The sequence below is a fragment of the Actinopolyspora mortivallis DSM 44261 genome (assembly GCF_000384035.1).
Taxonomy (GTDB): domain Bacteria; phylum Actinomycetota; class Actinomycetes; order Mycobacteriales; family Pseudonocardiaceae; genus Actinopolyspora; species Actinopolyspora mortivallis.
Genome location: NZ_KB913024.1, coordinates 1,765,640 through 1,788,347, shown reverse-complemented (window position 1 = coordinate 1,788,347; position 22,708 = coordinate 1,765,640). Strand labels below are relative to the sequence as shown.

The following is a 22,708-nucleotide window of genomic DNA, read 5'->3' as shown; positions in this document are numbered from 1 at the left end:
GGGTTTTCCCGGCTGGTCAGCGTGTCCGGCCGTGTAGGGGCCCGTGGAGGAAGGGGTTTTTCGGGACACGCTCCGGCGGACTCCACCGTCGTCGCCCCGAAACTTTCCCTGTTCGAGGGACGAAGGGGATCCGTCACGACGGCCAGGTCGAGGTGGGCCCTTTTCCGACTCACTCCTCTTCCTCCAGGGTCTGGATGGCCCGCCGTGCGCATTCCCCCAGGTCCTCGGCGGCGGCCGCCGCCTGGTCCATGGCGAGGTAGGCGCTGCGTTGTTCCGGTACGCCCGGCTTCTCGTAGTGCTTGGCCAGCCCGTCCACCAGTTCCGTCAGCCGCTCACCGATCACCGTGACCGTACGCAGCACCTCCCGGGCGAGGTCGTGCTTGGCAGCGGCCCCCCGTTCCGTGTCGAGCTCCCGAACGGCCTGTCTGAGCCGATCGGCGTCATGGGCTATGACGCTCCAGGTGGGCGCGTCCGTCATCCGATCCATCAATGCTCTTCCCCCGGGTTGCCGCGCACTCACGAACGATCCGAGTTCCACTCGGTTTCGTCCGGACACGTCACTCGTGTCTGACCTCGGGCCCGAAAACCGTTTCCCCGGCACTGAATGTGTCGCCGGTATCGGCGAACGTAGCCATGAAGCATTCAGATCACAATTCGATTTCGGCGGTAATCGCGAAAATACGCGAACCTTCCGGGACCGACTCGGCAACGTCCCCGGATTCGTGCGACAGTCTGAACGCGGGCGATCCCGCCAGACCCGCCTTCCGGGAACACCGCAACACCACCGCCGGAACGGACGATGCCATGACCGAAGAGAACAGAATCGTCGTCGGCGTCGACGGCTCGGCTCCCTCACTGGCCGCCCTGGACTGGGCGCTCGGCCAGGCCGAACTCACCGGTGCCACCGTCGAGGCCGTGACGGCCTGGGAGTACCCGGCGTTCTACAGCTGGGAGGGAGGTGCCATCTCTCCCCGCGAGTTCGAGAGCGCGGCCAGTCAGACCGTCGAGGAGGCGGTGGACAGGGCCGTCGACCGCCGGAGTTCTCCCCCGCCGGTCCGGACCAAGGTCACCCAGGGCGACTCCGCCCAGGTACTGCTGGACACCGCCAGGGACGCGGAACTGCTCGTGGTCGGCAGCCGCGGACACGGCGGGTTCGTGGGGGCGCTGATCGGTTCGGTCAGTCACAGGTGCACCCACCACTCCCGCTGTCCGGTGGTGATCGTGCACGCCGCCCGGGACACCGAGTGACCCCGGGCCGAAGCGCCACACTCCGCTCCGGCCCGGTGGCCCCGTGCACGAACGCCCGGGCCGCCTCTCCGGCACGGGTAGACGCGGAAGTTCCACCAGTCCGCGTCACTCGCGACGCATGAGCGTCAGTGCGCTCATACCCAGCCCGAGCAGAATGATCACCGCTCCGGTGATCACGTTGCTGAGCATCATCCCGAATCCCACGGCGGAACCGAGCACGACGAACGGGGCGATCACCGTCCACGCGCCGAGCAGCGGAACCACCCAGGACACGGTGTGTGTACGGCTGTACGCCGAGGCGAACGCCAACGCCAGCACCGCCACGGTCACACCGACGATCAGGTTTCCCATGGCCACGTCGAAGCTGGTGGCGCTGAACTGGATCACCCACGGCGACATGGCCAGATAGACCCCGGCCAGCAGTGTGGCCCCTTCCAGGGTCTGCCCCTGTGGGGTCTCGCTCGCCTCCTCGTAACGCGCCCGCATCTCGGCGAGATCGGGATGCTTCTCGATCGGGCCTGCTTGTGCCATCTCCATCACCCCTCACCGTTCGCCTGCGCAAACGGTCCCTTGCCCGGTCTCCCCGCTCCGCCGGGCATCTGGCCGGACGGACCACGTCTTCCGGGTCCACGGCGGTCGTGTCGAGGAGCCCGCACCGCTACTGTGACCCCGGAAACCGCGTATGTCCAGCGGCTCCACGAACGAACTCCGCGTTCCCGGCACGACGGGCCCGGCCCGGACGGGTTTCACTCCCGTGTCCGGTCACCGGGCAGCTGGCCGGCTTGCCCCCCGTCCTCCTCGGAGCTCTGCCGGGCGCGGCGGAGTCGTTCGGTCTCCTCCGCGGGATCCGGCAGCAGCAGGCTGCCGGGGAGCGGCCTTCCTGCGGCACCGAGCTTGTTCATCTTCTTGGGGACCGGCGCCCCCTGGTAGGACAGTGGTTCGGGATGACCGTGTTCGTCGCTGCCGCCCAGCGGCTGGTGGACCTCGACCATCTCCCCGTGGGGCAACCTGCGGATGATCCCGGTCTCCACCCCGTGTTCGAGCACGTGGCGATCGGCGCGTTGCAGCCCGACGCAGACGCGGTAGGCCAGGTAGTAGGCCAGCGGGGGACCGACCAGCACCCCGATACGGCCTATCCAGGTCATCGCGTTCAGCGAGATGTCGAACTTGAAGGCGACTATGTCGTTGGCGCCGCTGACCAGCACGATCATGAAGAAGGTGATCGCCATCGCCCCCAGGCCGGTACGCACCGGCACGTCCCTGGGGCGTTGCAGGAGGTTGTGGTGCGCGTCGTCTCCGGTCAGTTTCCGTTCCAGGAACGGGTAGACGAGAGCCAGGGTGAAAACCAGTCCCAACCCGAGAATGAGCGGGAAGAAGGGAGCCGGAACGGTGAAGGCACCACCCAGATAGATCTCCCAGGGCGGCCAGAGACGCCCCATTCCGTCGGTCCACATCATGTACCAGTCGGGTTGGGAGGCCGCCGAGACCTTCGAAGCCACGTAGGGACCCAGATTCCAGATGGGATTGATCTGGAAGACCCCGCCCATGATGGCCGTGACTCCCACGACCGCGGCGAAGAATCCTCCTGACTTCACGGCGAAGACCGGCATGATCCGTACGCCCACCACGTTGCGCTCACTGCGCCCGACCCCGGGGAACTGCGTGTGCTTCTGATACCAGACCAGGGCCAGATGTACCGCGATCAGGGCCGCGATCACTCCGGGAAGCAGGAACACGTGAATCATGTAGAAGCGCGGGATGATCGCGTCCCCCGGGAACTCACCGCCGAACAGGATCCAGTGCAGCCAGGTTCCCACGACCGGGACGGAAAGGGTGATTCCCGAGGCGATCCGCACCCCCGTTCCGGAAAGCAGGTCGTCCGGGAGGGAGTATCCGGTGAAACCCTCGAACATTCCCGCCACGAACAGCAGCACGCCGATGGCCCAGTTCGTCTCCCTCGGACGGCGGAAAGCCCCGGTGAAGAAGATGCGGAACATGTGTACCACGATGGCGCTCACGAATATCAGCGCGGCCCAGTGGTGGATCTGCCTGGCGAACATTCCGCCGCGCACCTCGAAGGAGATGTTCAGGGCCGACTCGTAGGCCCGCGACATCTGCACACCCCGCAGGTCGGTGAACACCCCGTTGTAGGTGACCTCCTCCATGGACGGGTCGAAGAAGTACGCGAGGTAGGTGCCGGTGATGATCAGCAGAATGAAACTGTACAGCGCTATCTCACCGAGCAGAAAGGACCAGTGGGTGGGGAAAACCTTGTTCAGCTGTCGCCGCGCTCCGGAGGCCAGCCGCAGACGTTCGTCGATCTCGTTCGCCTGGGAGGCCGCCATTCTGTAGGTCGCGCCCGCCCGCTTCGTCGGTCGTGTCAATCTGCTCATCGCGACGATCACGCCTGCCCTTCCGGACACCCCGTCGGCGGTTTTCGCCGTTCTCGGGTCAGCGTAAACAGCCGTCCCGGAGTACGCGACTGCGCCACGGAGCCTGAGCCCCGCCGGTCCGGTTGCGTGCGGGTCCGGCACGGGTAGCGTCGGCGGCGTGACTCGCAAGTCGACCCAGCTCGACGACCAACTGCACGACTACCTGGTGGAACACGGGGCGAGACCGGATGAGCTGCAACGGGAACTGATCGCCGACACCGCGCGTCTGTGGCCGGACAGTGCCGAGATGCAGATCTCGCCGGAGCAGGGCTCCCTGCTGACCCTGCTCGCCAAGATCCTCCGCGCCGGAACCGCCGTGGAGGTCGGGACGTTCACCGGTTACTCCGCGCTGGCCATAGCCCGCGGTCTCGACAGGGACGGCCGTCTGTTGTGCTGTGACATCAGCACCGAATACACCGACGTGGCACGAGACTACTGGCGACGCGCGGGGGTGGAGAAGCGCATCGAGCTGCGCATCGCCCCCGCGCTGCGGACCCTGCGCGCGCTCGACCCCGAACCGACGATCGACCTGAGTTTCGTCGACGCCGACAAGGAGAGCTACATCGCCTACTGGAACGAGCTGGTTCCCCGTACCCGCCCCGGGGGGCTGCTGGTGGTGGACAACGTGCTCGCGGGTGGAAGGGTGCTGTCCGAACAGCACGACCCCACCGCACACGCCATCCACGAGTTCAACAGGTACGTACTCCGTGACCACCGGGTGGAGCTGACCATGCTGCCGATCAGCGACGGCATCACCCTGGCGCGCAAGCTCTGAGTCCCCGTTCCGGTGTTCCGGGACGGCCACTCCGCGTTTCGATCACCGCGGATCCGGGTACCACTCCATCGGAGTTCTCCGACGGGAAGGGGCGAATCCATGACCCGACCGGAACCAGTCGGTCGCACGATGACCGCCTTCGAGGAACAGGTGGGACAACGGACCGGCCTGTCCGACACCACCGAGATCGAGCGGCTGACCAGGGCGACGATCCGGGCGCTGTCCGAGCGTCTGGCCGCGGGCCAACTGAACGACCTGGAACCCGCCCTTCCCCCGGAACTCCGCGAGGAGCTGCACAGTTTCGGGGGGCAGGCGGTGTCGTTCGACAAGGAGACCTTTCTGGACCAGGTCAGCGGAGAGATCGACACGGTCGACGTGGACGAGGTCGAAAGGCGGGTCAGCGCGGTGCTCGGCGTGTTGCTCGCGTGGGCCCCGGGGGAGGAGATCGAGGACACCATCGCCCAGCTCCCACCGGACCTGGCCGAGATGTTCCGTGGGGCGTCCTGAGGGCGCGCCCCGTTCGGTGCCGTCCCCGGCACCACCATGTTCACTCCGTGGGCGCCACGGTGCCCTCGACCACCTCGGAGGCCGCTGCGAGCATGGCTCTTTCCACGTGGACGAGTTCGTGTTCCTGGTGGAAGGTCATGCTCACGTTCATCGCCGAGGTGGACACGAAAGCCGTGTCCACCGACAGGGCTCCCACCGTTTCGACGCAGAGCAGCCCGAGGAAGGAGTCGTGGCCACGGTCAACGGCCCCACTCCACCGAGGGAACGGGCGAGTGTGAGCGCCGTGGTCGAATCGTCGAGACGGCCAACCTGTCAACCCGTTCACCACCCGCCCGCCTCGATCCCCACCGGCGGCATCACAGCCGCCGAGGATGGGTATCCCCATGGAGAGTTCCCCGAACGAAAGTGGTTCCCGTGACGTACGTAATCACCCAACCGTGTGTGGACGTGCTGGACAGGTCCTGCATCGACGAATGTCCGGTGGACTGCATCTACGAGGGAAACCGGATGTTGTACATCCATCCCGACGAGTGCATCGACTGCGCCGCCTGCGAACCGGTCTGTCCGGTGGAGGCCATCTACCACGAGGACGACGTCCCCGAGGAATGGGAGGGCTACACCGTGGCCAACGCCGAGTTCTTCACCGCCACCGGTCTCGGCTCCCCCGGCGGGGCGGCCAGGGTCGGACGAACCGGAACCGACGTGCCCCCGATCTCCGAACTGCCGCCCCAGGCGTGACCCCGACCCCGGAACGCGACACACAGCGACAGTATGATCGCCACACGTGCACGCAGGCGGTACCGTGCTGCGGTACGCGGCCCCGGCGAACCCGCGAGATCCCCGGGACAGCCGTCACGCCGAAGGACCGAGACCGGTGGAGGGACCCAGACCGGTGACCCCGCACCCACACGAACCATCAGACCGCCCCCCGGGTCGTGTGTTGGTGCTCAGCGCCGACATCGGCGAGGGGCACAACGCCACCGCCAGCGCGGTCGAGGAGGCCGCCCGGACGCTGTGGCCGGGATGCGCGACCCGTCGGCTGGACACCCTGGAGGTCATGGGCCCCGGAGTGGGGCCGCTGTTCCGATGGATCTACGTCCGCAACGTCGAGTCCACGCCGTGGCTGTACGACCTGTTCTACAACGCACTGTGGCGCCAGCGCTGGTTCGCCGACGCCGCGCGTCGCTTCGTGGGTGCCTGGGCCGGTCCCCTGCTGCGGAGACACATCGACGCCTGGAACCCGGACGTGGTGATCTCCACCTACCCGATGGCCACGGCGGGGCTGGACCATCTGCGGCGACGCGGCGGACTCAACGTGCCGACCTCGGCGATCGTCTCGGACTTCTGCCCCCACCCCTTCTGGGTGTATCCGGAGATCGACCTCCACTACGTCATGAGTGAGGCCAGCCTGCGCTGTCTGCACCACGCGCAACCGGACGCGGCCGGTGCGGTCTGCGTTCCTCCCGTCTCCACGAGGTTCCGCCCGATGGACCGGGAGAGCGCCCGCCGGTCCACCGGACTGCCGACCGGGGGTTTCCAGTTGTTGGTGGCCTGCGGCTCGCTGGCCTTCGGGTCCGTGGAACGAGCCGTGGACACCGCCCTGACCGTTCCCGGGGTCGACCACGTGGTGGTGGCGTGTGGACGCAACGAACAACTGCGTGACCGACTGCTGGGCAGGCAGGATCCGCGGGGGAGGTTGATACCGCTCGGCTGGGTCGAGGACATGCCGGCGCTGACGGCGGCCGCCGACCTCGTGCTCTCCAACGCGGGCGGAGCCACCGCCCTGGAGGCCATGGCCTGCGGTCGCACCATGATCATGTTCGAGCCCATCGCCGGGCACGGCCGAGCCAACGCCGAACTCATGGCCCGAGCGGGACTGGCCGAGCTGTGTCCCGACACGGAGGCTCTGGCCACGGCCCTGCGCCGGTTCACCGAGAACGAGGAACACCTGCGAAGCTACGAACGACGGGTACTGGCACACGCCAGCTCCGGTGAGTTCACCGAGCAGACCGCGCGGCTGGCACGGCTTCCCCGCCACGAGGGTAGTCGCCCGCTCCGGGCCCAGGACCGCTTCTTCGTCCACGCCACCACCCCGGCCGTTCCGCAACAGACCGGGGCCGTGCTGCGGATGCGGGGATCCCCTCCGGAACGAACGGCGCGGGACTGGGCCGAGTACCTGGCCTGGCTCGTCCGGGAACGCGCCCGCGAGCTGCCCATGCTGTGCCGTGTCCTCGTGCGAGGGCGCCACCGGGCCCCGAGTTGGCACACCGTCCCCGAGATCGACCCGTGGCGGCACCTGAGTCACCACGACACCGACGAACGTTCCGCCGAGCGGGTGCTGAACGAGTTCTTCACCTCGGAGGTCCCCACCGACCGGCCACCGTGGCAGCTCATGGTGCTGTGCACCCCGCACAGCACACTCATCCTGGCCAAACTCCACCACTGCCTCGGCGACGGCATCGCCGTCACCGACACGCTGGTTCGGCTGCTGCGGGACGAGGAACCACCGCGCCCGGCAGAGTCCCGGTCCGCGAAACCGGGCGTGGAAGGTGGGCGCGCGATTCTCCCCTCCACCACCCCCCGGGCCCTGCTCGATGGGATCCGCACGACGGCACGGGGTTTCCTCAGCCTGGCCCGCGCGGGAACGGCCCCGTCCTGCTTCCTGAACGGACCGAGCACGCCGGCACGTTCCTTCGGCACTCTCGAACTTCCCACCCGCTCGGTCCGTGCGGCGGCACGCGCCCACGGTGTGCCGCGCAGCGTCCTGCTGATCGCCCTGGTGGCCGAGGCGCTGCACCGCGAACTCGCCGAACGCGAGGGCACTCGCGCCGGACAACGGCTGCGGGTCATGGTGCCCCGCACCACGCGGGACTCACGGTCGGTGACGGACTCCGTCGAGTTCGGCAACCACACCGTGGCCGTCTCGGTCGACCTGCCGGTGGGTCCCATGAGCACGACGGAACGTGTCGAGCAGGTGAACAACCTGCTCCGAGCCGGACAACACGACGGCCAACCGCTCGCCGCCGGGATGGTCATGAGGGCGCTCGGCCTGTTGCCCACCCCGGTACACCGCCGTGTGGTCCGGGCCGTCTACCAGAGCCGGTTCTTCAACACGATCCTTTCCGTGATGCCCGGGTCGCCGCGTCCACCGCACGTGTGGGGCGACCTGGTGGCCGGGGTGGTACCCGTTCTCCCCCTGGCCTCCGGGGTGGGAGTGGCCACCGGAGTGATCAACTGGGGGGAGACGGTCGGCATCGGAGTGACCGCCGACGCGCGCCTCGGGGGGATCGCGGAACGGCTGGTCGGACGGATCCACGACGTGTCCACGGAACTGACGGGCTCCACCACCGAGTCCGCGGCCCCTCCTCGCGACCGGGAAGGACGACGTTGAGCGACACCGGAACCTGGTTCGTGGTGGCCGTACCGGCGGCCCTGGTCGGAGCGGCCAGTTTCGGCATGGCGAGCGCGGTACAGCAGCGGGCCACCAAACAGGTCCCGAACATCCGCACGCTCCATCCTCGTCTGCTGTTCGAGCTGGTACGCAAGCCCATCTGGCTGGCCAGTGTGGCAACGGTGATCATCGGGCTGACCCTGCAGGTCGTGGCCCTGGCCTACGGCCCGCTGATGCTGGTTCAACCGTTGCTGGTCACCAGCGTGCTGTTCGCGGCGGTGCACGCCGCGTGGTTGGCCCACCGCAGGCTGGACCGGCTGGTGATGTTGGGGGCGCTCGCCTGCATGGGGGGACTGTCCGCCTTCCTGCTGCTGGCGCGGCCCCGTGGAGGGGACGAGACCATCGAGCCCCAGGCCATACCGCTGGGCGTGCTGCTGGGGATGCTCACGGTGGTGTGCCTGGTGGCCGCCTCCCGTTTTCCCGGCGAGATCCGCGTGATCGCCCTCGCCCTGGCCACCGGGGTGCTGTACGGGGTCACGGCGGCACTGATGAAAGTGGTGGCCAGCCAGTTCCGTGCCGGTGGGATCACCGAACCCTTCCAGCACTGGGTGCTCTACGCGGTCTGCCTGCTCGGCCCCTGCGGTTTCCTGCTGAGCCAGAACGCCTTCCAACAGGGAAAGTTGATATCCCCCGCCCTCGCCGTGATCACGACCGTCGACCCGCTGGTGGGGGTGGCCATCGGCATCAACTGGTTCGGTGAACGGGTCACCGCCACCCCGGCCGTGCTCGGCGGCGAGGCGTTGGCCGCCCTCGTCATCATCGGCGGGATCGTGCTGTTGACCCACCGCGGAGAGGTCCTGCGCCGGGAGATAGAGCGGGTCGACTCCGGGGACCGGTCCGAACCAACATGGGGGTGAACCACCGGTGACCACGGTGCTGCGTGGAAGGAAAGTACTGGTGACCGGGGGTTCCTCCGGGATCGGAGCCGCCACGGCCCTGGCACTGGCGCGACGGGACTGCGAGGTCGTCGTCACGGGACGTGACGAGAGGGCGCTGCGTGCCGTGGCCGCCCGGACCGGGGCACACCCTCTGGCTGCCGACCTGTGTTCCCCCGAGGGGCTTGCCCGCCTCGTCGAGGAGGCCGGTCCTCCGGACGTGCTGATCAACAACGCCGGGCTGGGGTGGTCCGGAACGACGGAGGCCATGCCGGGAACGGAGGTGCGTCGCCTGCTGGCGGTGAACCTGGCCGCGCCGGTGGAACTGACCAGGATGCTGCTTCCCGCCATGCGCTCCCGGGGCGGGGGCCACATCGTGTTCGTGTCCTCGATAGCCACCGTCGGTGTCGGTAGCGAAGCGGTCTACTCGGCGACCAAGGCCGGGCTGCGTGCCTTCGCCGCCGCGCTGCGCGACGAACTCGACGGGCAGCACGTCGCGGTCACCACGGTGTTCCCCGGAGCGGTACGCACTCCCTTCTTCCGACGCCGCGGGCAGGAGTACACGCGAAGCTTCCCCCGGATGCTCCCTCCGGAGGAGGTGGCCGAGCGGATGCTCCGCGCCGTCGAACGCGGCGAGCAGGAGTGCTTCCTGCCACGGTGGCTGGGGCTCGCCTGTCGGGCGAACGGGCTGCTTCCCGGAACCTTCCACCGACTGAGCAGGTGGTTCGGCCCCACGAGCTGAGCGTCGCTCGACGTTCCTCTCAACGCGAGGCGGAGGGTTCGGGAAGCGGCCGTGCCCACGCCGCGAACGACGCCGGCCCCCCGGTACCAAAGAGCAGTCTGATCCCGTGCCCCCGCAGTTCCCTGCGGAACCACACCAGGGAGAACAAAGCGGCCAGCGCGATCAGACCGTACGAACCCGCCGTGCTCACCAGCAGGAACTCCTCGACGGTACGCTGCGCCAGCATCCACAACGTGATCGCGCCGTTGGCCGTGAACACGGCAGCCCACAGCAGGGAGACCCGCCTGAAGAAGCGTCGGATCGCCACGTGTCCGAACAGCGTGGGAGGAAAGACGCAGAAGTCGTCGGCGAGCCGTGCGAGGAAGGTCCGTTCGAAGGGAACCGTGACCAGCAGCAGAGCCGCTATCAGGAAGTTCTGCAGGCTCGGCTGGAGGAAGTACAGGAACGTGCTCTGGGACAGCAGGCCGACCACCGTGCGCACGACCAACAGGGCCGTGGTGAGCACCAGAGCCGCGGGGACGCGGGTCCGGAGCACCAGCCGGCAGCCCACGGCGGCGAGTACCCATCCGAGGGCCGCCAGCAGACCTCCCGTCAGATCGGTCAGGTTGAGCAACAGATAGAACAACCCGAGGGGAGCGAGGGTGGTTTCGAGCAGCTTCTTACCCGCGTGGACGAGTTGGGTCCGGATCCCACCCAGCTGAACGGTGGTCGATGTGTGCATGTCTACCTCACGCGGCACGGACGGGAGACCTCCCGCATCCGGTGCCGTGGACGGTTTCATCGCGCTGTGGGCGTGGCGAAAGCGGCGCGATGGACGCTCACCCGCGACTCACTGTATCCCGGCAGCACCCTAACGGACCGTTCCCGGTGAGTACAGCCACACCGAGCGACGTCATCCGCGCAGCGCCCGCAGTGACTCCCGCAACGATCCCATGGTGGCCAACACGGCGGTGGGCTCGTAGCCGCAGTGGGCCATGCAGTTCGCGCAGCGCGAGTCCCGACCCCGGCCGTAGGACTCCCAGTCGGTCTCCTCGAGGAGTTCGCGGTAGGACTGGGCGTATCCGTCGGCCATGAGGTAGCAGGGGCGTTGCCAGCCGTACAACGAGTACGAGGGGATGGCCCAGGCCGTGCAGGCGAAGTCCCGTTTGCCTTCGAGGAAGTCCAGGAACAGCGGCGAGTGGTTGAGCCGCCACTTCTTGCGACGCCCGTCCGCGAAAGCTTTCTTGAACAGCTCTCGGGTTTCTTCCACGCCGAGGAAGTGTTCCTGGTCCGGCGCCTTGTCATAGGCGTAGGCCGGCGACAGCATCATCTGGTCGACCTGGAGTTCGTCGTTGAGATAGTCCAGGACGTCCACCACGGTCTTGGGGGTGTCGGTGCTGAAGAAGGTGCTGTTGGTCGTCACGCGGAAACCACGCCGCTGGGCGTCCTTGATGTTGTCCACCGCCTGGGCGAAGACGCCCTTCTTGCTCACCGAAGCGTCGTGGCGCTCCTCGAGCCCGTCGATGTGCACAGCCCAGGAGAAGTACGGCGAGGGTTCGATCTTGTCGATCTTGCGCGGCATCAACAGCGCGTTGGTGCACAGATAGACGAACTTCTTCCGCTTGACCAGCTCGGCCACGAGCACTTCGATCTCGGGATGCATCAACGGTTCCCCACCCGCGATGGACACCACGGGGGCCCCGCACTCCTCGACCGCGGAAAGCGCCTGGTCCACCGGCATACGCTGCTTGAGCACGTTGGCCGGATGCTGGATCTTGCCACACCCCGCGCAGGCGAGGTTGCAGGCGAACAGCGGCTCCAGCTCCAACGTCAGAGCGAACTTCTTTCGACGAAGAATTTTTTGCTTGGCCAGATACGCCCCTACGCGGACGGCCTGCCGCACTGGGATACCCATGACGGAACCTCTTTGCTCCAGCGAGATCGAACAGTTTCCAGCGAACCGTCCCCCACCACCGCGCGTGACCAGCGCAGCAGCGGGAGCCCGGTATCGCGCAGTCGTCGCAACGCCCCGACCAGTCGCCGCGGCGCCCCCGGGGCGAGCAGGGGCTGTTCGGAGGTGTCCAACACCACACGCACGACCGCGAACGGATGTTTCCCCGCAGCCACGGCCAACTCCCCCGACTCCATGTCCACCACCGTCGCGCCGCTCTCCGCCAGCGCCCGGCGTTGCGCTCCGAGCACGGGGTGGTCGCTGGTGACCACCACCCCGAGGCGAACCCGTGGTACGACACGACGCAACTCACGAGCCAGTACTTCGGGGGCGTGCGAGCTCAGCCGCCGCCCCGCCGAAAGCACCTCGGTTCCCACGACCACGTCCCCGGAACGAAGTGTGGGATCGAGACCACCCCCCAATCCGGCCACCGCCAGCGCACCGAATCCGATCCCGGAGATCCGCTCGACGGCACGAACGCTGCGCCGCCGTCCGTAACCGGTACGCCTCACCCGCAGCTCGGGGCAGCCGCGCAGGGCGCGGGCCTCCAGTCGCAGGGGGGCGCAGACCAGCAGCTCCGGAGGCATCGGCTACTCCCCCTGGACGGCACGTCGATACCGGCCCAGCGCCGCCAGCGGGAAAACCTGCCGGTACAGGTGGTAGTTGATGTAGAAGTCGCCGGGAAAACCGGTGCCGGTGAACTGCGGTTCCGACCAGCTGCCGTCCTGGCGCTGTGTCCGCACCAGAAAGGCGATCCCCGCACGGACGGCGGGGGTGTCGTGCCTGCCCACCGCGAGTAGGGCGAACAACGCCCAAGCGGTCTGCGAGGCGGTGGACTCCCCTCGGCCCACCCACGCCGGGTCCACGTAGGAACGCGGGTCCTCTCCCCAGCCCCCGTCGGGGTTCTGGTGCTGTTCCAACCACCGCACGGCGCGACGCAGTGCGCTGTGCCCGGCGGACACCCCCGCGCGCACCAGGGCCGGAACCGCCGCTCCCGTTCCGTAGACATGGTTCACCCCCCAGCGTCCGTACCAGGATCCGTCGTTCTCCTGCTGCTCCAGCAGCCAGCGCACCCCGTCACGCACCACCCGGTCGCTGCGGTCGTCACCGGTTTCGACCAAGGCCTCCACCACGTGCGCGGTCACGTCCACCGAGGGCGGATCGATCACGGCACCGAAGTCACAGAACGGCAGTTTGGTGACCAGCCACCGGGTGTTGTCCGCGTCGAAGGCGCCCCAGGCACCGTTGGAGGAACGCATGCCGCGCAGCCACCGACGACCGCGGGACACGGCCTGGGCGACCCCCTGCTCCGTGGCGTAGCCGGTCCGCGCGAACGCCAGCAACACCTCGGCCGTGTCGTCGATGTCGGGGTAGTTGTCGTTCTCGAACTCGAAGGCCCAACCACCTCCCCCCGGAAGCTCCGGCCGCCGCACAGCCCAGTCCCCCCGCACGGTGATCTCCTCGGAGCGGACGTAGTCCAGTGCCTTCCGCATCGCCGGGTGATCCCGACAGACCCCCGCGTCGTGCAGGGCCTGGATACCCAACACGGTGTCCCAGACCGGGGACTGACACGCCTCCATCCTGCGGACCCTTCCCGCCGGTGTGTCCTCTCGGATCAGGAACCCCTCCAGGCCGTCGATCCCCGCACGCAGCACCGGGTGGTCCAGCTGGTAGCCCAACAGGTGCAGCGCGATGAGTGAGTACACCCACGGTGGCTGGATCCCACCCCAACATCCGTCCGCCTCCTGCCGCGCGACGATCCACTCGGCCGCACGACGGATGGCCTGTTCCCGCACCCGTCGGAGCGGACGCCTTCCGTAGGCGTGCAGCGCCCTGTCCAGCCCCCGGAAGAACCTGTCCCAGGAGGTCTGCCCTTCCGCGCCCGAAAACCGCCCCACGGGACCGCCGGTGCGCAGCTCGTCGGTGCGGACCCCGAGTTCGCGCTGCGGGCGGAGGGTGCTCACCACGGTCAGCGGCACGATCGTCTGACGCGCCCAACATCCCCAGTCCGCGAGGTTCAACGGGAACCAGGAGGGCAGGAACACGATCTCGGGAGGCATACACGGCAGTTCGTCCCAGGACCACTGTCCGAACATGGCCAGCCACATCCGGGTGAAAACCCTGGTGCGTTCGATCCCACCCTGGCGCAGGATCCAGTCCCGGGCTCCGACCATGTGCTCGTCGGCGACGTCGTCCCCGGCCAGCTTCAACGCCACATAGGCCTCGACGGTGGTGGAGAGATCCCCCGGAGCCCCGTGGAACGGTCCCCAGGTCCCGTCGGAACGCTGCTGGGAGCGGATCCACCGGGCGGCCTCGGCCGTCTCCTCGGCGGTACGGATGCCGAGGAACTGGCGCAGCATGAGGTCCTCGGCGTCCATGGTCACGTTGGTCTGCAGCTCTCCCTGCCACCAGCCGCGTTCGTGCTGCCGGGAAAGCAGGTGGTCACGCGCCGCCTCCAGGGCACCCAACCAGTCCGGTTCCTGTTCGCGGTGCTCCGCCGTCCGGGAGAGTTCCCACCCTCCCGTTTCGACACTCGGTGGGTCCGCTGCCTCGACCTCCTCGGGAGTCGATACCTCGGTGTGGCGCAGTGATCCGGTCACTGGTTCCTCCGGAGAACGAAATCGGCGAGTTCGGTCAGTCCCTCGGTGGTGCCTTCGCAGTCGGCACGTCGCAGCTGGCGACACCCCGCCTGCAACCTGCGTTCGCTCTCGGCACGGGTCCATTCCGCGGATCCCGCGCCGCGCAGCAGCTCGGCGGCCTGTTCCACCTGGGACTCGGTGAGCGGTTCCGGCTGTTCGTAGAGCTTCCGCAACCGCTCCCCCTCTGGGGTTCCGGAATTGAGGGCGTGCACCACGGGCACCGACTTCTTACGCGCCCGCAGATCGGACAGCACGGGCTTTCCGGTCTCCTCCGGGTCCCCCCACACCCCGAGCAGGTCGTCGACCAGTTGGAACGCCATTCCCAGCTCGAACCCGAACTCGTGCAGTCGCTGCACCGTGTGTTCGGAGGCTCCCGTCAACAACGCCCCCATCGAGCACGAGCAGGCGATCAGGGCCGCCGTCTTCCCGGCGACCATACGCTGGCACTCGGTTATTCCCACGTCGAGACGCTGCTCGAAGTCCAGATCCGCGGCCTGGCCCGCGATGAGGCTGCGCACCGTACCCGACAGGCTTCGGGCGGCCCGCAACGCGTGGGGGGAATCGTCCTCCAGAACCACGTCGTGGGCCAGTTCCAGCAACGCGTCCCCCGCCAGCAGGGCCGTGGAGCGCCCGAACACGCTCCAGGCCGTGGGGCGGTGTCTGCGTGAGAGGTCACCGTCCATCAGGTCGTCGTGCAGCAGCGAGAAGTTGTGCACCAGCTCTACCGCGGCGGCCCCGGACAGTGCCGCCCGCTCGTCGCCGTTGCCCGCTCTGGCCGACAACAGCACCAGCGCCGGACGCAGTGCTTTGCCGGAGCGCACTTCGGGAGTTCCGTCGGCGGCGACCCAGCCGAAGTGGTACTCGCTGACCCTGCGGGTGTCCGGATCCAGACGGGCGACGGCCCGGCGCAGGTGCGGATCGACCGTTTCCCTGGCACTGACCAGGGCTGAGGGCACCGTCGTGGTCATACGTCACCTCCACGCCGCACTGGGCAGGCTGTCCATCGCTCGAACTACGGTCCGTGCCGCCGCGTTTCCGCTCCGCACCGCGCCTTCGAGGGTGTCCGGCCATCCGGTGTCGGTCCAGGCTCCGGCCAGCACCAGACCGGGATACTCCGTCTCGGCCGGAGGGCGTAGTCGACGGGTTCCCGGCGCGGGCAGAAACGTGGCAGCGGGCTCGCGGGTGACGAAGAAGTCCAGTACCCGGCTGCGGCGGATCGCCGGGAACAGGTTTTCCAGGGCGGGCAGGTACTCGGCACGCAACCGCGCCGAGGGAGCCTCGATCAGCTCCTGGGCCGCCGACAGCGACACCACCAGGTACTGTCCCCGGTCCGCCCCCGCCGCCGCCGTGCGGTCGAACAACCATTGCACCGGGGAGTCGAGTGCGGCCGCCATGGGCAGATCCGTGACCGGATCCTCCACGTGGACATGGATGTTGACGATCGGGGCACGTTCCAGCGCCTGCCCCCCGTGCTCGTACCGTTGCGAGTCGCGCAGCAGTTTCGCGGCGGCGATGTTGGGCACGGCCAGTACCACGGCGTCCGCCGCGATCTCGTGGTCGCGTCCCCCCTCACTCGCCCGGACGCGGTAGTCCCCGAACTCCCCGTGTATCCCGGAGACCTTGTTCCGCGGCAACACCGTCACTCCCGCCGCGCACAGGGCGGTGTGGGCGGCGTCGCCGTGTACCTCGCCGAGGGGGCGTTCGATGATTCCGATGTCACCACCGGTGGTGGTGTCCAGCATCCCGGTGCGGAACACTTTCACCGCCGAGGCCAGCGAGGCGTGCTCGGGACGGGCGTTGAGCGCGGCGGTGCAGAACAGTTCCCACAGTCCCGTCACCGCCGCCCGAGGCTCACCCCGGGAGCGCAGCCAGGAGGCGAAGTCCGTGCTGTCCAGCTCCGGATCGTTCGGGTCCAGCGTGCGCAGGGCCAACGCGGTACGGGCCGCGGCGATCCGTTCCCGGGGGGAGAGGGCGCGGTGTCCGAACAGGGCGGGCATCAGGTGTGCCGGGGCGGGCAGTCCGTTGCGCCGCAACGTCCACCGCGCCCGTGGGGTGACCACCGGCACCCGCAGTCGTGGCTGGATCCGTACCCTGTCCGCGGTTCCCAGGCGACGTAGCAGCTCCGTGTACTCGGAGTAGCAGCGCAGGAAGACGTGCTGTCCGGTGTCGACGGTCAGCTCACCCCGGCGGAAGGAGTAGGTGGCTCCGCCCAGTCTGGAACGCGTCTCCAGCAGGGTGACCTCGTGCCCCGCCTCCCGACATCCGAAAGCGGCGGCGATGCCGGCGAGTCCTCCGCCGACTACCACGACTCGTCCCGGGCTCATGAGGTCATCCCGGCCAGGGAACGCGCGGCCACGACCGCTTTCTGCCAACCGGGCAGGCTCGTCCTCGCCCGCGTCACGAGGCCGGGATCCTCCGTGATGCGGCGGAGCAGCTCGTGGTAGATCCCGGCCATGGCCGCACAACAGGCGCGGCTTCGATGGTCCAGCATGGGCAGCAAACGCAGTCCTTCGGCATACCAACGTTCGGCTCGTTGTCCCTGGAAACGCACCAGTTCGGCGATTCTCGACTCCTCGTCGGTGAACCCTCCCCGTCGGTCCAGGTCCAGTCGCACTCCGAAACGGCGCAGATCCTGCCTGGGGAGATAGATCCGCCCGGAACGGCGGTCCTCCAACAGGTCACGCAGGATGTTCGTCAGTTGCAACGCCACTCCGAGGGCGTCGGCGCGTTCCGCGGCCACTCCGGTGACCCGCTGGCCGAACACCCCCAGGGACAGTCGCCCGATGGAGCCGGCCACGCATCGGCAGTAGTGCACGAGTTCCTCGAAGGTCTCGTAACTGTTCCCCCGGACGTCGGCCTCACAGCCGTCGATGAGTTCGTGGAAGGCCTCCAGGGGAACGGGCAGTCTCCGCCGAGCGTCGGCCAACGCCACCAGCACCGGGTCCTTGGCGTCCTGGTGGACGTTGCGCAACGAGTCCCTGGCCCGTTGCAGTCTCACCAGTTTGTCCTCGGTGGAGGCTGTTCCGTCCCCGATGTCGTCCACCAGACGCGCGAAGGCGTACACGGCGGACAGGGCTCGGCGCTTGGTCGGGGGAAGCAGCCTGATCCCGTAGGAGAAGTTGCGGGCCTGCTGCCGGGTGATCCGTTCGCAGTACTCGTAGGCCCGTCGCGTCCGGTCGTCCCTCCCCCGTGCCGGGGCCAGGGAGAGCCGGACCCACTCGCCGAGTATCCGTGCGCGGCGCGGTCGGACACCGACCGCCAGCGGGTCGTAACCGGCCGGTCGGAAGGCGCGGGCCGTGGCCAGCCCACCCGCGACGTATCCCGCCACCGCCAGCCGCGACAGGCCGGACAGCCGGGCCACCAGCGGCTGCCCGGCACGCAGCATCGACACGGCCCGGTCCACCTCGAACCAGACGAGGGCGCGTAATTCGTTGGAGGCGGTGCTGCCGGCGAACTCGGATTCGTCGCACCCGAAGTCCCGCAGGTCCTCGGAGGGGAGGTAGATCCGGCCCCTGCGATAGTCCTCAGCCACGTCCTGGGAGTGTTCGAGTATCTGCAGCGCCGAACAGATCCGGTCGGAGAGCACGGTCAGCTCGGGATCGGCCCGGCCGAAGACGTGGAGCACGAGCTCTCCCACCGGATTGGCCGCGTAGGCGCAGTAGTCCAGCAGGTCCCCGAACGTCTCGTAGCGACGGACGTGCTGGTCCCGCCGGTTGGCGATGATCAACCGCGCCGGAACCTCGCGTGGAATCCCGCACTCGTGCACGGTGGGCGCGAAAGCCCTCATCAACGGAATACGCGGGGTTCCGTCGTAGACGCGGGCCAGATCGGATTCCAGCAGATCGAGCAGCCTCTCCCTGGGGCCGCAGGCTTCGTCTCCCGCGTAGTCGACGAGGCGGGCGAATCCGTAGACGGCCATCAGATGCTGTCTGATCCGGTACGGCAACACCCGAGCGGCGACCGTGAAGTTCTCTGACTGGGCCAGTGCCAACACGTCACCCGTCTCGGGGAGCTGACCGGGCAGCACCACCTCGAACGATCGTGCAGGTTGCCGAGCGGGGCGGGCACGGTCCGGTATCGCAGCCATGTCCACCTCCTACCCCGCACAGTTGTTGAGGGAGTCCATTGGCGACAGCGTAGATCGCTGATGGACACGGCGCAGGGCTGTTGACCTCCTCCGATCGGGTGAGTTGCGGTGCGTGCCGGACCCGAACTCCCCTTCACGACGGAGGACGGACTCAGTCCCGGACCGAACGCACGCTCATCCGCCCCAGTGCCACGGAGGCCAGGATGGTGGCCAGGGCACCGCTGGCGAAGAAGAAACCGAGTTGGGCCCACACCCACATGTCGGGTGATCCCAGCGGCGAACCGATCGGGGTCGCCACCCCCTCGGTGCCCCACAGGCGACTCAGACTCGGGCCGACCAGCAACCACACGCCTCCGGCCAGGGCCAGCACTCCTCCCGTTCCGGCCAGGAAACGGTTGCTCGCGGGAATCATGACCAGACCGCCCACCAGGATCGCCGCTGCGGGCAGCACGCACAACCACAACCGGTCGACCGTGAACACCCACGGCTGGCCGCCGCCGAAGCCGTAACCGAAGTAGGGCCCCACGAAGGGGACGAGTCCGGTCCAGACGCCCAACAGCACCAGAACCAGCCCGCTCATCACACCCCGGCTACGACGCATCGAGACCACCGAGGCGCGTGCCGTGTTGGCCTCTCCCGTGTAGTGTTCGACCAACCGACCCTCGAACTCCGGGTTCAGCTCCTGGTCCGCCGAAGCGTTGGGAGCCGTTCTGACCTGTTGTTTGCTCGCGTCCACCCGCACCGTGCGTGTACCGGAACGGGCGTCGTACAGGGGAACGAAGCGGTGCTTCCTGCCCGCCCGCACCACGCCCCAGGTCGGCGAGCCCGAATCCGGGGCCAGGTAGACGTGCTCCAGCGTGCCCAGTTTCGAACCGTTCCTGTCGACCACGGGTTTCCCGGAAAGGTCACTGTGCTCCGGCCCCCGGGATTCCTCGGGGCCCTGGGGAAGCGTGGACACACCCACCACCTCCACGACTGAGGGGCATTGCTGAGGAAACTTCTACGTCGCCCGGTAGGAACTGCCGCCCTCGCCGGAGCCTCCGCCCGCCGTCGATCCCCGCTGTTCGGACTCGGGCGCTCCCTGCGGTTCGGGAGTACCGCCCGCACCGCGCATGGTCCAGCTCTGTTCCCGCTCTCCCGTCTCGGTGCTGTCACCGGCACTTCCGGAACGCGCTCCTTCGGGAACGGTGCGGCGGTAGCTGGAATTGATCATGTCGGCGGCCGCTTCCCGCCCACCGAGTCCGAAAGCGATGGCGGAGCCGAGAGCGATCGCTCCCACCAGGGCTATGTAGGTCACGGTGACGATCACGGGGGCGATCCGCAGCTGCGTGAGAATCATGAACACGCCGATGGCCATGACCATGGTGGGAGCCGCCGTCCGCGCCATGCGTCCGGCCGGACTGTCCCCCATGGTGCGTTCGACCAACGTTCCCACCGCCCCTGCCACGGCGGCGGCGAGCAGGAAGATGGCCAGCGCGGCCAGCACGCGAGGCAGGTATCCCAGGACCACGTTCATGAAACCGGTCAACGCGGGAATGCCGAGCGTGCCGATCGCCGAGGACAGCACGAACAGCATGATCACAGCGAAAGCCACCGTGCCGACCAGTCTCGACGGGCTTCCCCGCGGGCTGAGTCGCTCCACATAGCGAGCTCCCTGCCCCGAACGGGCCATCCGGTCGTCCAGATGCAGTCGGCGCAGGCCCCGGGTGATCACAGCCCGCAGTATCCTGGCGACCAGATAACCGATCACCAGCACCAGTAGCGCACCGATCAACTGCGGCAGGTAGCTGACCAGTTGTGTGAATCCGCTCTGCAGGCTGTTCAACACGTTGAACCCGGTACCTTGCGCGAGGACCATGTCCATGGTGCGCCTCCTACTGCCGGCGTCGTGTGGCCCGATTGGAACTCCCGGTCACCGGGCGTGCAAACGCAAGTACTTCACACTTTCGGGCGAGTCCTTCCGGGTGGAACCGCCCAGCGTCCGGAACCACTTGCGGGCGTGGAGCGGCACGGGTTTGTCCTCCGCCGCGCGTGGGAACCCCGACGGCGTGGAACGAGCGGAATTCAGACGAGAACTGGCCCAACAACTGCGAGTGGACTCGATCAGGAGCTCCTCCGCGGCGGGCTCCGGACACCCCACCTCGTCGATGTCGGCCGCCGAGTTGATGGCGGTACTGCTGGACGGGCACCTGCGGATGGATGTCACCCGTCCGGACCATCCGGGCAATGACCACCTGATCTTTTCCAAGGGACACGCCTCCCCACTGCTGTACTCCTGCCTCAAGGCCGCGGGTGCGATCGACGACGCGGAACTGATGACCTTCCGTGAGTTCGGCAGCAGAATGGAAGGCCACCCCACCCCGGTGCTCCCCTGGGTGGACGTCGCCACCGGCTCACTCGGCCAGGGGCTTCCCATCGGGGTCGGGCTGGGACTGACACTCAGCCGACTGGACGAGTTGCCCGGCAGGGTCTGGGTGCTCTGCGGCGACAGCGAGATGGCCGAGGGCTCGATCTGGGAGGCCTTCGAACACGCGGCGTACTACGGTCTGGACAACGTGGTCGCGCTCATCGACGTCAACCGTCTCGGCCAGACCGGCGAAACCATGCACGGGTGGAACCTGAGCGCCTACTCCGACCGGGCACGCGCCATCGGCTGGCACACCGTGGAAGTGGACGGCCACGATCCCGACCGCGTCGAGGAGGCCCTCACCGAGGCGGAGAACACCCTGGGCAGACCCACGGCCGTCGTCGCACGGACCGTCAAGGGCAAGGGAGTGAGCGAGGTCGAGAACCTCACCGGCAAACACGGCAAACCGGTCGCCGACGAGCAGGCCGCCATCTCCGAACTCGGCGGCAACCGCGATCTCGGTGTCACGGTCTCCGCTCCGGACAGCGCCGTCCGCGCCCGTACGTTCGAGGTCCCCGGCGGGCAGCTTCCCGTCTTCGAAACGGGGAGTTCGGTGGCCACCCGGAAAGCTTACGGGCAGGCACTGCGCGCCCTCGGATCCCGTCGGGGGGACATCGTCGCGTTGGACGGCGAGGTCTCCAACTCCACCCACTCGGAACAGTTCCGCGAGGGGCATCCGGAACGGTACTTCGAGATGTACATCGCCGAGCAGCAGATGCTGGCGACGGCGGTGGGGATGCAGGTGCGCGGGTGGCGACCGTTCGCCTCCACCTTCGCCGCCTTCCTCACCCGGGCCTACGACTTCATCCGGATGGCTGCCGTCAGCAGGGCCGACCTGTGTCTGATGGGGTCCCACGCCGGAGTCGCCATCGGCGAGGACGGCCCCTCCCAGATGGCGTTGGAGGACCTGGCCGCCCTGCGCGCGGTGCACGGCAGCACGGTGCTGTACCCGTGCGACGCCAACCAGACCGCGCGGCTGTTGGAGCCGATGGCCGACCTGAGCGGCATCAGCTACCTGCGCGCCAGTCGGGGAGCCTCCCCGGTGATCTACGGGCCCGAGGAACAGTTCCCCGTGGGCGGCTCCAAAACGGTCCGCGACGGGGACCACGTGACGCTCGTCGGTGCCGGAGTGACCCTGCACGAGTCGCTGGAGGCCGCGGACCGCCTGGCCGCGGAGGGCATCCGGGCACGGGTCATCGACCTCTACTCGGTCAAACCCGTCGACTCCGCGACGCTGCACACGGCGGCCCGGGAAACAGTCGGTCTGGTCACCGTCGAGGACCACTGGCCCGAGGGTGGACTCGGCGACGCCGTCCTCGCCGCGCTGGCCGAGACCGGGGCGAGCACGGCGGTGCGCAAACTCGCCGTCTCCCGCATGCCCGGCTCGGGGAAACCGGAGGAACTGCTCGAACAGGCCGGCATCGACGCCGGCGCGATCGTGACGGCGGCTCGTTCCCTCCTGGGATGAGGGCCTCGACGGGTACACCTGCCCGGGCGGAGGTCGGATCCCGGTTGCGTGCGGCTTCCGCGGGGATCCTCCGCCCAGGTGAAACAGTTTCCCCCGTCCGTGCCACTCCGAGATCGCCTCAGCCCGGAGAACCGGCGACAATGGTGC

Annotated in this window: 20 protein-coding genes and 2 pseudogenes; 8 read left to right on the top strand and 14 right to left on the bottom strand. The window is 68.2% G+C overall.

Annotated elements, in window-relative coordinates:
• Positions 1-169 precede the first annotated feature (169 nt).
• On the bottom strand, positions 170-487 hold the full coding sequence (locus ACTMO_RS0108630) for a hypothetical protein (RefSeq protein ID WP_019854282.1): 318 nt from the start codon (positions 485-487) through the stop codon (positions 170-172).
• A gap of 317 nt (positions 488-804) precedes the next feature.
• Between ACTMO_RS0108630 and ACTMO_RS0108625 the strand changes: the two genes are divergently transcribed.
• Positions 805-1,248 (top strand): universal stress protein, encoded by a 444-nt coding sequence (locus tag ACTMO_RS0108625; protein WP_019854281.1) that lies wholly within the window; start codon positions 805-807, stop codon positions 1,246-1,248.
• 105 nt (positions 1,249-1,353) lie between these two features.
• Here the strand turns inward: ACTMO_RS0108625 and ACTMO_RS0108620 are convergent, their stop codons facing one another.
• Both ACTMO_RS0108620 and qcrB read right to left on the bottom strand, forming a co-directional pair.
• Positions 1,354-1,779, bottom strand: a complete 426-nt coding sequence (locus ACTMO_RS0108620) for an SPW repeat protein (RefSeq protein WP_026449013.1) — start codon at positions 1,777-1,779, stop codon at positions 1,354-1,356.
• A 215-nt stretch (positions 1,780-1,994) separates the two neighbouring features.
• Positions 1,995-3,641, bottom strand: a complete 1,647-nt coding sequence (gene qcrB / locus ACTMO_RS0108615) for a cytochrome bc1 complex cytochrome b subunit (RefSeq protein ID WP_051099233.1) — start codon at positions 3,639-3,641, stop codon at positions 1,995-1,997.
• 157 nt (positions 3,642-3,798) lie between these two features.
• Between qcrB and ACTMO_RS0108610 the strand changes: the two genes are divergently transcribed.
• Positions 3,799-4,455 (top strand): O-methyltransferase, encoded by a 657-nt coding sequence (locus ACTMO_RS0108610; protein WP_019854278.1) that lies wholly within the window; start codon positions 3,799-3,801, stop codon positions 4,453-4,455.
• Positions 4,456-4,554: 99 nt separating this feature from the next.
• Positions 4,555-4,962: a DUF2267 domain-containing protein gene (locus ACTMO_RS0108605; RefSeq protein ID WP_019854277.1), complete on the top strand. Its 408-nt coding sequence runs from the start codon at positions 4,555-4,557 to the stop codon at positions 4,960-4,962.
• 79 nt (positions 4,963-5,041) lie between these two features.
• On the opposite strand, the pseudogene ACTMO_RS24070 reads toward ACTMO_RS0108605, so the two are convergent.
• Positions 5,042-5,262, bottom strand: a pseudogene (locus tag ACTMO_RS24070) (sugar phosphate isomerase family); the annotation flags it as partial.
• Between the two features lie 114 nt (positions 5,263-5,376).
• Here ACTMO_RS24070 and fdxA point away from each other — a divergent pair.
• From fdxA to ACTMO_RS0108580, 4 genes are all read left to right on the top strand, one after another.
• On the top strand, positions 5,377-5,700 hold the full coding sequence (fdxA, locus tag ACTMO_RS0108595) for a ferredoxin (RefSeq protein WP_026449012.1): 324 nt from the start codon (positions 5,377-5,379) through the stop codon (positions 5,698-5,700).
• A gap of 205 nt (positions 5,701-5,905) precedes the next feature.
• Positions 5,906-8,353 carry a wax ester/triacylglycerol synthase domain-containing protein gene (locus ACTMO_RS0108590; protein ID WP_245556088.1) on the top strand — a complete coding sequence of 816 codons (2,448 nt, stop codon included), beginning with the start codon at positions 5,906-5,908 and terminating at the stop codon, positions 8,351-8,353.
• Positions 8,350-9,270 carry a DMT family transporter gene (locus ACTMO_RS0108585; protein WP_019854273.1) on the top strand — a complete coding sequence of 307 codons (921 nt, stop codon included), beginning with the start codon at positions 8,350-8,352 and terminating at the stop codon, positions 9,268-9,270. The genes ACTMO_RS0108590 and ACTMO_RS0108585 overlap by 4 nt, the downstream gene beginning before the upstream one ends.
• Positions 9,271-9,277: 7 nt before the next feature.
• Positions 9,278-10,030, top strand: a complete 753-nt coding sequence (locus ACTMO_RS0108580; RefSeq protein WP_019854272.1) for an SDR family NAD(P)-dependent oxidoreductase — start codon at positions 9,278-9,280, stop codon at positions 10,028-10,030.
• A gap of 19 nt (positions 10,031-10,049) precedes the next feature.
• Here ACTMO_RS0108580 and ACTMO_RS20765 read toward each other — a convergent pair whose 3' ends face one another.
• The 10 genes and pseudogenes from ACTMO_RS20765 to ACTMO_RS0108535 all read right to left on the bottom strand — a co-directional run bounded on the left by ACTMO_RS20765 (position 10,050) and on the right by ACTMO_RS0108535 (position 20,550).
• On the bottom strand, positions 10,050-10,751 hold the full coding sequence (locus ACTMO_RS20765) for a VC0807 family protein (protein ID WP_019854271.1): 702 nt from the start codon (positions 10,749-10,751) through the stop codon (positions 10,050-10,052).
• A gap of 171 nt (positions 10,752-10,922) precedes the next feature.
• Positions 10,923-11,924 (bottom strand): adenosyl-hopene transferase HpnH, encoded by a 1,002-nt coding sequence (gene hpnH, locus ACTMO_RS0108570; protein ID WP_026449011.1) that lies wholly within the window; start codon positions 11,922-11,924, stop codon positions 10,923-10,925.
• Positions 11,891-12,547 (bottom strand): phosphorylase family protein, encoded by a 657-nt coding sequence (locus ACTMO_RS0108565; RefSeq protein ID WP_026449010.1) that lies wholly within the window; start codon positions 12,545-12,547, stop codon positions 11,891-11,893. The genes hpnH and ACTMO_RS0108565 overlap by 34 nt, the downstream gene beginning before the upstream one ends.
• Positions 12,548-12,550: 3 nt before the next feature.
• Positions 12,551-14,560: a squalene--hopene cyclase gene (gene shc / locus ACTMO_RS0108560; protein ID WP_019854269.1), complete on the bottom strand. Its 2,010-nt coding sequence runs from the start codon at positions 14,558-14,560 to the stop codon at positions 12,551-12,553.
• Positions 14,557-15,567 carry a polyprenyl synthetase family protein gene (locus ACTMO_RS0108555; protein ID WP_019854268.1) on the bottom strand — a complete coding sequence of 337 codons (1,011 nt, stop codon included), beginning with the start codon at positions 15,565-15,567 and terminating at the stop codon, positions 14,557-14,559. The genes shc and ACTMO_RS0108555 overlap by 4 nt, the downstream gene beginning before the upstream one ends.
• Before the next feature lie 3 nt (positions 15,568-15,570).
• A complete protein-coding gene (gene hpnE / locus ACTMO_RS0108550; protein WP_019854267.1) occupies positions 15,571-16,923 on the bottom strand; it encodes a hydroxysqualene dehydroxylase HpnE in 1,353 nt (450 codons plus the stop codon).
• Positions 16,920-17,801: a presqualene diphosphate synthase HpnD gene (gene hpnD / locus ACTMO_RS24065; protein ID WP_342670128.1), complete on the bottom strand. Its 882-nt coding sequence runs from the start codon at positions 17,799-17,801 to the stop codon at positions 16,920-16,922. The genes hpnE and hpnD overlap by 4 nt, the downstream gene beginning before the upstream one ends.
• A 33-nt stretch (positions 17,802-17,834) precedes the next feature.
• A pseudogene (hpnC, locus tag ACTMO_RS24060) lies at positions 17,835-18,686 on the bottom strand (squalene synthase HpnC); the annotation flags it as partial.
• A 151-nt stretch (positions 18,687-18,837) separates the two neighbouring features.
• Positions 18,838-19,644, bottom strand: a complete 807-nt coding sequence (locus ACTMO_RS21970) for a PRC-barrel domain-containing protein (RefSeq protein WP_157062840.1) — start codon at positions 19,642-19,644, stop codon at positions 18,838-18,840.
• 42 nt (positions 19,645-19,686) lie between these two features.
• Complete coding sequence (locus tag ACTMO_RS0108535; protein WP_019854264.1) at positions 19,687-20,550, bottom strand: mechanosensitive ion channel family protein; 864 nt, start codon at positions 20,548-20,550, stop codon at positions 19,687-19,689.
• Positions 20,551-20,734: 184 nt separating this feature from the next.
• Between ACTMO_RS0108535 and ACTMO_RS0108525 the strand changes: the two genes are divergently transcribed.
• Entirely contained in the window at positions 20,735-22,561 is a 1,827-nt protein-coding gene (locus tag ACTMO_RS0108525; RefSeq protein WP_026449009.1) for a transketolase, read from the top strand.
• Positions 22,562-22,708 lie beyond the last annotated feature (147 nt).